12 protein-coding genes are annotated in these 14,956 nt (G+C 36.6%); all 12 read right to left on the reverse strand.

Annotated features, from left to right (window positions below):
- Window positions 1-16: 16 nt before the first annotated feature.
- A complete protein-coding gene (locus EFT72_RS07745; RefSeq protein ID WP_124066338.1) occupies window positions 17-871 on the reverse strand; it encodes a polysaccharide deacetylase family protein in 855 nt (284 codons plus the stop codon).
- On the reverse strand, window positions 868-2,064 hold the full coding sequence (locus EFT72_RS07750; RefSeq protein WP_124066339.1) for a GDSL-type esterase/lipase family protein: 1,197 nt from the start codon (window positions 2,062-2,064) through the stop codon (window positions 868-870). Before EFT72_RS07750 ends, EFT72_RS07745 begins: the two co-directional genes overlap by 4 nt.
- Window positions 2,065-2,079: 15 nt before the next feature.
- Window positions 2,080-2,904: a Nif3-like dinuclear metal center hexameric protein gene (locus tag EFT72_RS07755; protein ID WP_124066340.1), complete on the reverse strand. Its 825-nt coding sequence runs from the start codon at window positions 2,902-2,904 to the stop codon at window positions 2,080-2,082.
- 68 nt (window positions 2,905-2,972) lie between these two features.
- Window positions 2,973-3,863, reverse strand: coding sequence for a carbohydrate ABC transporter permease (locus EFT72_RS07760; protein ID WP_124066341.1), 891 nt, complete (start codon window positions 3,861-3,863; stop codon window positions 2,973-2,975).
- A 9-nt stretch (window positions 3,864-3,872) separates the two neighbouring features.
- On the reverse strand, window positions 3,873-4,799 hold the full coding sequence (locus tag EFT72_RS07765; RefSeq protein ID WP_124066342.1) for an ABC transporter permease subunit: 927 nt from the start codon (window positions 4,797-4,799) through the stop codon (window positions 3,873-3,875).
- Window positions 4,800-4,815: 16 nt separating this feature from the next.
- Entirely contained in the window at window positions 4,816-6,345 is a 1,530-nt protein-coding gene (locus EFT72_RS07770) for an ABC transporter substrate-binding protein (RefSeq protein ID WP_124066343.1), read from the reverse strand.
- A 196-nt stretch (window positions 6,346-6,541) separates the two neighbouring features.
- On the reverse strand, window positions 6,542-8,122 hold the full coding sequence (locus EFT72_RS07775; protein ID WP_124066344.1) for a helix-turn-helix domain-containing protein: 1,581 nt from the start codon (window positions 8,120-8,122) through the stop codon (window positions 6,542-6,544).
- A gap of 24 nt (window positions 8,123-8,146) precedes the next feature.
- On the reverse strand, window positions 8,147-9,856 hold the full coding sequence (locus EFT72_RS07780; protein ID WP_124066345.1) for a histidine kinase: 1,710 nt from the start codon (window positions 9,854-9,856) through the stop codon (window positions 8,147-8,149).
- A 191-nt stretch (window positions 9,857-10,047) separates the two neighbouring features.
- A complete protein-coding gene (gene larA, locus EFT72_RS07785) occupies window positions 10,048-11,322 on the reverse strand; it encodes a nickel-dependent lactate racemase (protein WP_124066346.1) in 1,275 nt (424 codons plus the stop codon).
- A 26-nt stretch (window positions 11,323-11,348) separates the two neighbouring features.
- Window positions 11,349-12,746, reverse strand: coding sequence for an FAD-linked oxidase C-terminal domain-containing protein (locus EFT72_RS07790; RefSeq protein ID WP_124066347.1), 1,398 nt, complete (start codon window positions 12,744-12,746; stop codon window positions 11,349-11,351).
- 36 nt (window positions 12,747-12,782) lie between these two features.
- Window positions 12,783-13,982: an electron transfer flavoprotein subunit alpha gene (locus tag EFT72_RS07795; RefSeq protein ID WP_124066348.1), complete on the reverse strand. Its 1,200-nt coding sequence runs from the start codon at window positions 13,980-13,982 to the stop codon at window positions 12,783-12,785.
- A gap of 16 nt (window positions 13,983-13,998) precedes the next feature.
- On the reverse strand, window positions 13,999-14,787 hold the full coding sequence (locus EFT72_RS07800) for an electron transfer flavoprotein subunit beta/FixA family protein (protein WP_124066349.1): 789 nt from the start codon (window positions 14,785-14,787) through the stop codon (window positions 13,999-14,001).
- Window positions 14,788-14,956: the final 169 nt, after the last annotated feature.

Genomic DNA, 14,956 nt, shown 5'->3' on the forward strand with positions numbered 1-14,956 from the left:
TTTATTCTATTCATTTTTATTCATTCGAATTAGTTATTAATTTCTGTCCTGAAGCAATGCAATAGACTTCATCATCTATCGATAACCATAAATCATACGCAGTTGGATTGTATATGAAATTCCCATCTGCGGAAAATTTTAGTCTCTGAAATTGCGTCACATAATTACATATTTCTCTATTGGTCGCCCTCCATATTTTGTCTCTGAACGGATCCATATAGGAAAATGCCTCCTCTATAACATTCCAATTATCTTTCTGGTCAAATTCATACGCATGTCCCCATAGATAAAATAATTGTGGTTCTCCAAATAACCCCTCTTGACTTGTAAACTTTTCTATTAGATACATGAAGTCTAAATCATTGTGGTGACAGGTAGGGTGCCACGTCAGAAAATCCTTTGGTAATTCGAGTCTTCCAGTTCGCTCAACCGTTCTTGCATATTCAATTCCACAATTCTCTAATACCTGAACGACTTTACTATCATAACATCCAAAGGGATAAGCAAATCCCTGTACAAAGTCTCCTGTTATTTGTTCTAAATTTTTTCTGTCTTTTAAAATCTGGTATGCTGCCGTTTGAGATGAAATATCAGTAAGCTTCATATGAGTAAGTGCATGGGCGGCTATTTCTTGTCCTTGATAGATATTTTTAATTTCTTGTTTCTCGAATTTCGAAATATCTGTATCATAATTGTCAATCACTGCTCGTTCCCTGATTCCCAACAGATCTGAATTCAAATTAAAGGTGCCCTTAATCCCATACTTTTTCATCAGCCTAAGTAACCGCTCATCCTGCCTTACACCATCGTCATAGCTTAAAGTAAATGCTTTTCTTTTTCCCTCTGGAAAAACCAATTGAACTATTTTCATTCTACTCCTTCCAAAATATATTCCATTGGAATCGACTCTGCCATTACGATACCGCCTTCCCAATTTGGATGGAGCCCATCGCCAATGTGAAGGTCTTCTCTCATATATTCCGGATTTTCTTTTTTCTCTATCTGTTTCGCAAAATCAACTACCCCATCTGCAATTTGCTGATTCCTTATCCACTCATTGAATGCAAGCCTTACCTTTTCACTTTCAGGTAACCATTCCAAAGCAATATCCCGAAATGGCATTACCGTTCCAAGATATACCTTACTTCCTTTTTTATGGGCAACTTGAATTAATCTTTCAATTCCTGACTGCAATTCTTTTGCTGTAACAATCTCTTCCTCGTTGCCAAACAAATAGGGATGCAGCATATCATTGATTCCTTCTAATATGATTACGGATTCTGGACAATCACTTTCATATACATCTTTTTCAAACCTTTTAATAGCCGCTGTCCCAAAGCATTTTCCATTCCCGGGCATATCAGAAACATAGGTTGCATCATTTAAAATGCGATTCCCGCCAATTCCACGATTTAAAATGGTTATTTTTCCTGAAAGCAATGGATAAACTCGTTGTATCAATGCATCACTATAATAAGACATATGTGTAATAGAATCTCCAAAGAGAGCAACCATCTTAACTTTCTTATCGGTATAAAGCTTTATTTCAGAAACTCCAACCAAGATATTGGCCTTGTTTGCATCTGCGTCCACATAGGGATAGATTTCCTTACTTTCTTTTTCAGTAAACTGCTGTTCATAAGTATAATCTCCATTCACGCCGTATACCGTATGCCAGCCCTTCGCAGACCAAGTAGAGCATGCAGACTGAATATTGGTTTTTTCTCTCAAATATATAGATATAACAAACTCCGTCTTTGCCTCTATATTCCACAATATTTCATCGCTATAAAATTCTTGTCCTGCTTCTATCACAATTCGATTGTTACCCTGATGGGTAATATCAATCACTTCTTCGATTTGTTCATCATTTGGCTTTCTTTGTCCTACTACCACTTTTTCCAGTACCAATGTTTCATTCGAGTACAGATTGGAAAATTTTATTTTTATCTTTTTACCACTTAAGTTATTTTGTATATAGGTCCGTTGCGTCATTTTCTCTACGGTACCAATTGTAGTATTATAATTAATCGGAAGATAACTCCAAGCTGTTTTCCATTCCATATAACTAACTCCTTCTCATAGATAAGTAAATGGCTCTTTTGAATCAATAAATTGTATCTCTATCGATCCCGTAATATCTTTCATCCAGTCTCCTAAGTATTTCATTCCCATCTCTTCGCTTTTTTCATGTCCTAAGACAAGCATCGCTTTATTAAAACCAAGAGACGCCGCATCTCTTACATAAGCACTAATGGTCCATTCTGTAATATCACCACAAACAAGCAAATCTAAATTGCTCTCATGCATTAATTTCATCGGGCGTTCTTCCACTCCAAGTCCAAGACTTCCTCCCCCCACCAAAACACCGACTCTTTCAATTGGCATATCTGCATTCCCAACTATTTGGATGACATCCATTTGGAGTGTTTCTTTAAAAAATCCACATAGTTCACCTAAGGATGTTTTGGGAATCTGATAGCATTCTCCAAAATGCTCCATACCCGGTGCACCTGCACTTCTATATTGCTCCCATTTTGTTTCTATATTAAACCCTCGGTATATTCCATCTTCCGCTCCCATATGCATATGATCATGAAATCTCCATATTGCTATGTGATGTTCTTCAATTAACTTTTTCTTCTCTAAGTAAATTGGGTCATTTTCTAACCACTCTATCCCATCTGCACCTGTAAACCAAGTTGGTTCATGTGTAATAATAAAATTTGCTCCAATCTGAATCGCTTCTCTTATTACATCTACAGTTGCCATAAATGTAGTTACTATTTTTGTTACTTCCGTATCAAACTCACCTGTCATTAAGTGATCACAGGTTTTTTCATAAGGTAGTGGTACTAATCCTGTCTTTTTAATCATTTCATCAATTACTTGCTGAACGTTCATCTTTTTTCCTTCCTTTTAACTTTCTTTTAAGAAAGGCATGTCATTCCAATGAATGCATGCCCAAATAACTAACCTTTTACTGCACCAATTACTACACCTTTTATAAAGTATTTTTGTACAAATGGATAAATGAATAGAATTGGTAATATGCCAATGACTGCCATTGCCATCCGAACGGAAGATCCAGGTAAATTCATATTGCCAGTCCCTAATAGATTTGAAGAACCTGATTTTAAAAATTCAATATTATTCATTATTTTAATTAACAGGTTCTGTATGCCAAAAAACTTTGCATCTCTAATATAGTACAAACCATTCACCCAGTCATTCCAATAGCACAAACCTGTGAATAAACTAATCGTTGCCACAGTAGGCACAGACAATGGTAAAATGATTCTCCAAAAGATTCTAAGTTCTGTTGCTCCGTCAATTTGTGCGGATTCAATTAATGCCTCTGGAATATTGTTGGAGTAAAAATTTCGAACTAAAAATACGTTAAAAGCAGTTACAAAGTAGTTGGGAAATATAAGCGCCCAAACCGTATTTTTAATATGAAATATATTTGACCACATCATATAAGATGCTACAATACCACCATTAAATAGCATGGTTAAAAATACAAAAAAGGATAATACGTTTTTATACTTAAAGTTTTTTCTAGACATTGGATAAGCTAACATGGCTGTTACTAGCACGCTTCCAACGGTTCCAGTTATGGTAACAAATAGAGAGATGCCGTAGGCTCGAACTATGGTTTTACCTTGATTGAACATATAGTAATAGGCATCTAAACTCCACGCCTTCGGAAAATAGGAATATCCGTTGGCTAAAAGGGCCTTTTCATCGGAAAAGGATGCGATTACAATCATTATAATAGGCATTAATGCTATGATTGCTAATATGGTAAGAAACACCGTTCCCAACCTATTGAATTTTATTTCATCTGACATATTTTTCATAGCACCCTCCTAGAACAATGCATTGTCACTGTCGATTTTACGAACAATGGTATTTGCCGAAATAACTAGTATAAATCCAATGACTGACTGGTATAATCCAGCTGCTGCAGACATGCCAACATCATTCAATTCCATTAGACCATGATATACATAGGTATCAATCGTCTGCGTAACATCATAGAGTGCACCCGAATCCATTGGCACCTGGTAAAACAAGCCAAAATCGGAATAGAAAATTCGTCCCACCGACATTAAAGTCAAAATAACGATCGTTGGTTTCAGTAATGGCAATGTAATATTTTTAATCTGCTGAATTTTTGTGGCTCCATCAATTTTGGCGGCTTCAAATATACTCTTGTCGATTCCAGATATGCTTGCCATATAAATAATTGAGCTATATCCTGCATTTTTCCACAAATAAACTATAATTAAAATTACAGGCCAATACTTTTTTGTTGTATACCAGGCCACTGGGTCCTGCCCAAGCAATCGAAAGATTGTATTGTTAATAAATCCTGTATCTGAATTCAAAAAAGCATATCCGATAAATCCGATAACAACCCAGGACAATACGTTTGGCAAAAGTAATGCAGACTGAAAAAATTTCACTCTGGCTTTTTCTCCAAGCTCACATAATATTACGGCTATGAATATAGCTGCTATGGTACCGATCACAATAAAAGCCAAATTATAAAGAAGGGTATTTCTCGTTATGATATATGCATCCTGACTAAATAAATATTTGAAATTCTTAAATCCACTCCATTTACTTCCAAATATTCCCTTTACAAAGTCATACTCTTTAAACGCAAGGAAGATTCCAAACATCGGGATATAATTGTTGATAATTAAGTATAATATTCCTGGTAAAGCGATCAGGAGAAGGGGACCACTTTTCGTGGTTCCCGTATATTTTTTCTTACTTAAAGCTTTCATTGGTTCCTCCTATATCCTATTTACTAGCCACCCATTTGTCTAACTGTTCTTGCTTTGCATTGAGAATTTTTTCGTAACCGGATGCATTTAACTTCTCTACAAATTCAGGAAGTACAGTCGCTGGATCCACACTGCCACAAGACAATCCAGGCAAATATTGACTGATTATATTGCTTACTGCAGTATATTCTGTCTTAACTTCACTAGAATCAAAGGTGAATCCCATTGCTGGTGATGTCTTTGCTTCTACGTTTTGTGCTTCCTCCCATGCAAGTGACTCTTTGTTTGTTCCAATCATAGGATACATGATGAAATAGTTTCCTAATGTACCGCAACTTAACTGAGCCGTATATGGCACAGATGCGGCGTCTTTCCCTTCTGGATATGACACATAACCGTCTGCATCTTTTACATAATCTCTTCCTTCTATTCCATAAATCAAAAGATTTACGATTTCCTCATCTGTAAAAGTTAGATTCATAAATTTTAAAGCTGCCTCAGGAGCTTTTGATGTAGATGATACCATCCAGCTCACAGAATTGATCGAATCTGTTCCTAAGTATGCTTCTCCAATTTGTACTGCTCCCAAATCCATATTTCCACATTGCGCCGCTAAAGATGCCGCTGTATCTTCTTCTGGATAACTATAAGAAGCAATGTAACAAAAGCTATTGCCCGATGACATTAATTCAGTAGCTGTACTGGTTGTAGTGGCTGCATCCCGCATGATTAAGTTTTCGTTATACCAGGTTCTTGTCAGATCACAAAGATTAGCAAATTCTTCTGTATGATAAAGATCTGTTACTGTTGTATCATCACCAAGCAAGACTCCTTTTGGTGCAAACAAATCATCTGTTAAATAATCTACATCTGCTAAGGTTCTACCCATGCCGGAATCCCCTGATTGTGCCGGAATCAAAGGGGTCATATCCGGATATTTTGCTTTCACCTGTTTTAATATATCTGTTAATTCATAAATATTCTTTACCTGCGTCATATCAATTCCCAGTTCATCTGCAATGTCTTGTCTATAAATAATCATGGGTGTAATCGCATATGGTTTATACGTTGGAATCGCATATAAACTTCCATCTTTGGTACATGACTTAAGGAATTCATCCCCAATTAATGCCTTAGCCTCTGGAGCATTGCTATCAATAATATCTGTTAAATTATATGCCATATTGCTAGAAACACAGGTATTGAAATCTCCTATGCTCTGGAATACATCAATTTGATCTCCCCCCTGCAGACCAAGACTAATATTTGAGGAATAATCAAAGATAGATACAGGCATTAACTCTACTTCAACACCGATTTTTTCACGTGTTATGGTATTAATAGCCTCCTCCACCGTATCAAGCGTATCCGAATCTGGAATATTGTTAAAAGTGGCATACGAATAAACGATTTTATCATATTTTTTATTACTTGCTGCGTTAGATTGTATGGTACCCCCTCCATCTTTTGAGCTCCCACAGCCTGCAAGTCCTATCGCCATAGAAACGGTTAATAAAGCTACTGTTATTTTTTTTCTTTTATTCATGTTAAGTCCCCTCCCTTTTTCTACTATTATTATATCAATTATTTTTGTTCCTATCTTTTAAAAATAAGCACTGTTTTTTCGATTTTGAGACATCATTTTGATTTCTTTTCATTCAGGACTTGCTTCTATAACAAAAAAGCAGCTGTTTTATTGTTTCCAATAAATCTAACTGCTTTTCCTTGCAACTATGAGACTGTCACAAATTTCGATATTCTTTTGGGGATACCCCTGTTATCTTCTTAAATAGTGTAGAAAAATAAGAGAAATTGTCAATTCCTACTTTTTCAGCTACATCCCCCACATTACATACTCCAGATTTTAAAAGTTCCTTTGCCTTTTCTATCCGGTACTCGTTAATGTAGTCTTTTATGTTCACTCCTGTTTTACGTTTATATAGCTTTGCTAAATAGGAAGGTGTTAAGTAAAACTCCCCTGCAATCTCATTTCTTGTTATCCCTTCTCTATAGTGTTTATGAATAAAATCATTGATTTTATCAATAATGGTTACGGACTTGGCGATCTCTTCCTCATACTCAAAAGTTTTCCCTAGAAGGTAATTGACCCACCTTATCATGTCCACGGTAGACTCTATCGCCTGGTCAGACATTTTAATGGACAATGTGTCATGGAATAACTTCGTTGCCTGAATTCCCTGCTTCATTAAATCTGCATATACGACCTGGACAATTTCTTGTTGCATAAGATAAAGAGAATGCTTATTTAAGTTATTATATGCAGACAATTCAATAAAAATATTTTTGAAGTAATGCAAAACCTTAGCTTTTTCTTTTTTTTCTACCAAATCAACCAGCTTCTCTAGATTAATAATCTGGATTTTGTTATCCGTCGGAAATTCCACTTCATTTTCTAAAAACACTTTTCCAAAGTGGCTCACATAATAGCTAAAAAGCTGCTCCAAATCCACTGCAACTTTAGGCAGTTCCATAATATCATAAAAATTACTGATACAGCAAGTAAGCGTTCCCTTAAAATAATACTTGCACATAGCAATCAACTTATTACAGCCTTCTCGAAGTTTTTCCTGGCTTGTTCCCTGGGATACGGTGATGAAGTTTAAAGTACTTCCTGCATATAGCTTTACTACACTTTCATTTTCTACTTCCCCCATCAATAACTCCGAATGGAACCCTTCTAATATAAACTCAAAGACACTTTTCCCAAAACGCTCTATATCCGCATCAATATTGCTCAGCTTCGAAAAAACCAGTGTATATGCTACATCCGTTGCAATGTTTAAATGTCTGTCTTCTATCTCATGTCTTAAATGATTTCTATTACTAAAGTCACCCTCTATTACCCTTTTCCAAAAATCAATTTTCATGAGTCTAAGATTTTTTTCCATCCATATTCCATACTCGCTGCTTATCTTTAAATTTCGCTCATCCACTAATTTATCGACTATTTTGCGTAAGGTCATTTCCATAATATCAATATCAAATGGCTTGGTTAAATACGCTGCAACTTTCAATTGGATGGCATCTGCCGCATAAGAAAAGCTTTCATGACAAGTCAATAATAAGAATTCCGAATCTATCTTTTTCTTTCTTACCCACTTTAGTAAATCCAATCCACTTTCTTTTGGCATCTCTATATCACTGATTATAATATCTACCTTTTTTTCCTCTAATATCTTTTTTCCTCCTGATACGTTATATGCAATATACACTAGATCGATCCCTAGTTTGTCCCATTTCGTAGAATCTTTTATTACGTCGACTGTAGCCACATCGTCATCTACAATTAGTACATTTATCATTTTTAATCCTTTCTCACACCTAGATCAGAATTGTTCAACTTTTCGTTCATGCTTCACTTTTTGGGGGACATAGATTTTATTTAAGCAGCCATGAGGCGTAATATTCTCAAGAACAACCAGTCCACTTCTGTCATACATGAGTTCCATCATACTTTTAATCCCCCACAATCCAATCCTTGTTCCTTTATCCGTCGTCTTTCTTGTAACACCATTCATGTAGTCAAGTACTTCCTTGGGATATCCTTTTCCATCGTCTTCAATTTCTATTAAAAGCATTTCTTCATTATCAAACGTTTGCTTACTGATTTTTATTAAAATCGTCAATGTCTCCTCTATGGAAACTGCATATTTATACTCATTTTCAATAAACGTATGAATTAGCATCTGAGGGATTTTCCATCCTTCTAGTTCTGAGGGCAGATCAATTAAATAAAAAATACAATCGGAATATTTGAGTTCCTGCATTTCAAAGTAATTTATGATATGCCTGATTTCTTCTTGTACTGTAACAGTATGAAATCCAGCCCGAAACATATATCTGATATTTCTAGATAGCGAATTGATGTATTGCCGGATTTCTTCGTTCTTCTTCTGACTACTTAAACTGGAAATTGTAGTTAAAGCATTTAAGAAAAAATGTGGTTTTAGCTGCAGGCGAATACTGTATAATTCCATCTCCTGCAATTCAATTTTCTTTTCGTAGCTTTGTATTTTTAATCCCACTATTTCATCGATCATTTGATTGGAAGTATCTTTAAGCATTTGAAATTCTCTTGTGCTGAATTGCGCTGTTATACGATTGTTATATTCCCCATCTTTAATTCTTCGCATGTCATGATTCATGATATTCATTGGCGTGGCGATTTCTTTTTTTGTATATTTTAAAAGGAATAATATAAATAGAAACGTGCTAAGGGATACAATGATCACTAAAATCATACTTGAATGTGTCTGCAAAAAGAGATCATATTTGCTTTTAAAGCAATACATAGTAAGTTGATTTTCTACAATACTTTTATGAATGCTATAATAATTATTGCTGTTTATCTCCACAATATTATGTCCCGCAAGAATATCTTTTGTTTCATTTCCCCATATCTTACCAATAGATCCAGCCTTATTCACAAGCAGCATAGAGCGATTTCCGTTCTCTTCTTCCCTAAGAGCCGTCAATAGATTATTGGAATTCACATAGACTGCAATTGCCTGATCACTGGTTTTCATTATTTTATACAAATATGTTTTATCATATAGTTTCACAAAGTTCCAGACATTACTTTCTATTGTTTTGTCCTCAATTGACTTAGCAGTATACTCTCTCAATTTTTCCTTCTGATCGTATGCCACACTTGATCGAACCACATCAAGGCAAGTTCCATTATTTTTTTCAAACATGATGATAGCATCTGCCACATTATTATTCGCAAATAAAATTTTCAGATAGCTATGTAACGATATTCCTGCTAGACTTCTCTCATTTTCATTCCTACTTTTTATCTTGGCTATCTCTACTTTTTGGGATGCGATACTTTTTAATAATCCATTTAAATCAGAAATGCTATTATCAAATTCATTGCTATATATTGTTAAGAAGGCATTCGAGGATTCTTTTATTTCATTCTTTAATATTTCAAATGAAGAAATCATAAATATCCCGATGACTGCAAGAATTAGACCTGTTAATGCGATCAGGTATTGTAAAAATATACGAATAAATGATTTTTTTTCTACCATTTTGCCTCCCAAACATATATTATTTATATATTCTTTATTTTAGCATATATTTTCCCTATTTACTATTTGTAAAAAAGCAGGAAACGATACTCCAAAAATGAAATCAAAAAGAGACCAAGTTAATGGGCACTATTTCCACTACTCAGTCTCTTTTTATACTTTTATACAGTCTAACATACTGTCGTTTTCTTTTACTTCACTACAACGCTCACTCCATCAGGAATTACCGTTATGTCCGCGTCCACACCTTTTATCTGAAACGCTCTCTTAAGCGCTTCGTCAAACGTAAATGCATGCTGCATATGCATTCTCTTTATCATCTCTGGGTCACATAGGTCTGAAACAAGTATGACCGTATGTTTATGGAGGATACGGGCAAGTATCTGAAATTCCCATTGATCCGGTATTGTTTCCGTTCTTCCTGTTTTCATAACACGATGAAGCACTTCTTCCGGGCTACCTGCATTGGCCATAGTTTCATAAAAGGATTGACCTCCATGCCCATCATTGCAGGCAGACACCATGATTATAACCCCGCCATCCTTGCAGGCTGCTTCTGCCGCAGTCATGCCTTTTACAGATTGGTATACATTCTGATCCAGAGGATATCCTCCATTCGAGGTTATGGTAATATCCGCTTTTACTGCCTTCACCGAAGCAAGTTTCATAACAAATTGACAGCCTTCTGCGTGAGCCAGCTCACTATCTCCTGCAAAAGCATTGATTATGTTCTTCTCACTGTCGATTACAACATTAAATATGAAAGCCAGCTTTGCCTGCCTGGCTGCATAAAGCATATCCTTATGGATGGGATTGTTTTTTATAACTCCCGTCCTGGCAAATTCGCTTGCTATAAATTCAGAGCAATGGTTGGCCATCACTGTTTTCGCTGATGCGACTCCTGGAAGAACACTCTTTCTCCCCCCTGAGAAACCTGCAAAAAAATGAGGCTCTATAAATCCTTCTGAAATCAATAATTCTGTCTCCATAACCAGCTTATTAAGCCACAGTTCACCGCCAGAAGGCAGCGTTCCAACTCTTACAACGCTGTTTTCATCCTCTGACAAATGGTTGATGATCACTTCATGATCTACAATTTCATGACCAAACTTCTGAATCATCTCTTCTGTGGTATCAGGTCTGTGAAAACCGGTTGCAATTAATATTTTAATTTTAATTGCTGGGTTTGCCTTTCGAATTCTCTTAAGCAGTATTGGCATTGTTACTTTACTTGGTACAGGTCTTGTATGATCACTGGTTATGATCACCATGTTTTTCTTGCCCTGTACCAGTTCTTCCAGAGGAACGCTTCCTATTGGATGATCCAGGGCTCTATTTACGATCTCCTCCTGGCTGCACTCCGCCTGATACGTATGTGCTTTTGATTCTAGTATTGCAGCCAAATTATGATCTGGTATGTAAACTTCTAACCGTTTATTGGAATACGGTATCTTGATTTTGGCCATAAGATTTTCTCACCTCATCTGACTTTTTACTGAAAAATCTTTCCTGGATTTAATATATTTTTGGAATCAAACGCTAGCTTTATATTTTTCATCAGTTCCACATACTCCGGGCTGTATTGCTCTAGCATATACGCTTTCTTGGCAAAACCAATTCCATGTTCTCCGGATACCAGGCCATTTAGTTCCCTTGATTTGCTGTACATTGCTTCAAATACTTCCGACAGTTTCTTCTTCCACGCTTCCTCTAAAAGTTCATCCTTTAATACATACACATGCAGATTTCCATCCCCTGCATGACCGAAGCTTCTGATTCTTACCTGAAATCTCGTTTGAAGTTCATCTGTATATTTAATAAATTCAGCAATTCTATTTCTAGGTACCACAACATCGCATTCATCCATATCGGTTGTTGATGCTTTCACCGCTTCCAAAAACGCTCCTCTCGCAGACCAGACAGCGTCTTTTCTTTCATCTGTATCAACAATAAAGACATCGACAGCTCCTTCTTTCAGGCAAATATCCGCTACTTTTTCATATGCATGTTCGATCTCTTCCCTGCTGTTACCGTCAAAAGTTAATAAAAGATATGCGTCAGAAGAATTGTCAGGGAATTTCTTTCCGAGGTACTCCTCGGCTGCCAGAATCACTTCTCTTTGCATGAATTCTATGGCAGTTGGGGCCGCTTTTGATTTTACGATCTTTGGAACGGTACTGATTGCCATATCCAGAGTGGGGAAGGGGATTAACAAAGATATTGCTTTTTTGGGCAAAGGAACTAGCTTTAAAATGGCCTTTGTTACAATTCCAAGCGTACCCTCTGATCCACATATCAGGTCTTTTATGCTGTAACCGGTGGAGTTTTTTACTACTTTCCCTCCAACTTCTAAGATATCCCCGTTAGGCAGCACAACTTCCAGTCCTCTCACGTAATCTCTGGTAACTCCATACTTAACCGCTCTCATTCCACCTGCATTTGTATTGATGTTACCGGCAATTGTGGCTGATTTTTCACCTGGATCAGGAGGATAAAAAAGATCATGTTCTTCTACAAATTCACTGATTTCCATTAGTAAAACACCTGGTTCCAGAGTCAGGGTTAAGTTTTCTTCATCGATTTCCAGTATTCGATTCATTTTGGACATATTTATCATAATTCCACCGTGAACAGGGACGGAGGCACCCACCAATCCGGTTCCTGATCCTCTGGCTACAACAGGGATGGTATGGTCATAGGCATATTTCATGATCTTAGATACTTCTTCTGCGTTTAAAACTTCCACTAATACATCCGGCATTCGACTGATTCCACCCATTTCATCATGACTGAAATCATCATTTATTTCGTCCATGGTAAATACTCTCTCCCTGCCTAATACAGATACCAGATATGCAACATCTTTGGCATCGATTTTTTTGTAATCCATACAATCATTCCCTCCTTAATTTGGAATTTAAACTTTCTATTGTTCTACACCTACACATTTTAGTTCATTTACTAATTGTGGTACGATTTCATAAATATCTCCTACAATTCCATAATGGGCGGTTTGAAAGATAGAGGCATTTTCATCTTTATTAATTGCAAAGATACGATCTGATTGATTCATCCCAGCGACAAACTGAATCGCTCCGGATATTCCAAGGACTATGATCAGCTTTGGCTTCACCGTTCTGCCAGATAGACCAATCTGCTTCTTTGCCGGAATTAGACCTGCTTCCACAAGAGGTCTCGTACCTGCGATCTGTGCATGAAGCAAATCGGCCAATTCTTTGACCATACCCATGTCTTTTTCTGACTTTACAGCCCTGCCAACCGCAATGATCACCTCTGCATCCGATATGTTTTCTTCTATTTTCTTCTTCGTAACCTTTAAAACCTCGATGTTGGATTTTAATTTTGCCTGGTCCAGCTCACATACTGTTATTTTTCCGTTTGGATCGCACTGTCTTTCCGGTGCATTCATAATCTTATATCTGACCGTTGCCATCTGGGGTCTTGTATTCGGACATATAATCTGAGCCATAATATTACCGCCAAAAGCAGGTCTGATCTGAACAAGATCTGTGTTTTCTTTCATTTCAAGTATGGTGCAGTCAGCCGTTAAACCGGTTCTAAACCGAGTGGCCACTCTGGGAGCAAGAGATCTGCCAGTCGTAGTCGCACCAACCAGTATGGAAGATGGCTTTACTTTGTTTATAAAGTCTTCCATGGCAGCCGTATACGTCTCAATCCTAAAATCCTCCAATTCTTTGTAATCATATACAAATATTTCATCCACTCCATAATGAAGCAATTCTTTTGCTTTGTTTTTTATATTGTGCCCAACAAATACACAATACACTGGAAAATCAACAACTGCAGCAAGCTCTCTGGCTTTTCCGATTAATTCCATTGTCACTGGGTGAATCACGCCTTCTACATGATCTACATAAACGGCAATTCCTTTCCACAAGCTCTTATCCACCTTTTTTGTTTCTGTTTCAACGAATTCCATTACCCCTTCAGGGCCTTTTTTCACACATATCTTACACATTTTACAGCCTGCATTTACCTGAACTTTTCCTTCTGTGTATTCAATTGCTCCAAATGGACAAACCTTTATCAATTCATCTAGATTTGACTGATTAACTTTCTCCTGATTACATACTAATTTACCCATAGAACGCCACCTTTCTTTATATAAATTTTAACTCTTTCAGTTTTGATGCCATTTTCAAACTGAGTTTATCGACAGTGTCCGTCCATATTTCTCTGTCATCGTTGACGGATGGCGGAAATATTCGTTCAACCTGAGTAGGCGAACCATTTAATCCGTATTTCATCTCATCTTTATCCTCAAAATCATCCATTGTCAGAATCTTGATTTCTTTGTCTTTCGCTGCAAGCTTTTTCTTATAAGATGGCAGTCTTGGCTGAACGATATCTTTTTCTACCGTTATTAAACATGGAAATTGGATCTCTGCGACTTCAATCGTGTCGGGCATATCCATTTCTACTAGGATTGATTTTTCATTTAATTCTGCAATCGTTAAAACGTTTGTTATATGCGGTATCCCAAGGTATTCGGCCATCTCCGGCCCTACCTGAGCAGTATCACCGTCAGTCGTTTGCTTTCCGCATAAAATAAGATCAAAATTACCCATTTTTCGAATCCCCTGGGAAATGGTGTAAGAGGTAGCAAGCACATCTGCCCCTGCAAACTTTCGATCTGTTATCAATGCTCCTTCATCTGCCCCCATCATATAAGCTTCTCTAATCACCTCTTTGGCCTGGGGTGGCCCCATAGTAATGACCTTTACCAATCCGCCCTTATGTTCTTTCATCTTCAATGCAGTTTCTAAAGCATACAAATCATAGGGGTTCATTTTTGAATCTACACCATCTCTTTTTAAAACACCAGTCACTGGATCCACTTCAACTTTTGAAGTATCTGGAACCTGCTTGATACAAACTAAAATATCCATACATATCCCTCTCTTTCTATGTATTAAAACTAGTGTGGCAAATCATACAAACATAAAATGACTTTGCATCGTTTTAATTGGTATAATGGTCTGACCACTTATAGCCATAATAGCACAATGAAAATAAAATATCTATACCTTTTAAAAATAAAATTAAAAAAAATAATGA

Source organism: Clostridium sp. E02, from assembly GCF_003833015.1.
In the GTDB taxonomy this organism is placed as follows: domain Bacteria; phylum Bacillota; class Clostridia; order Lachnospirales; family Lachnospiraceae; genus Lacrimispora.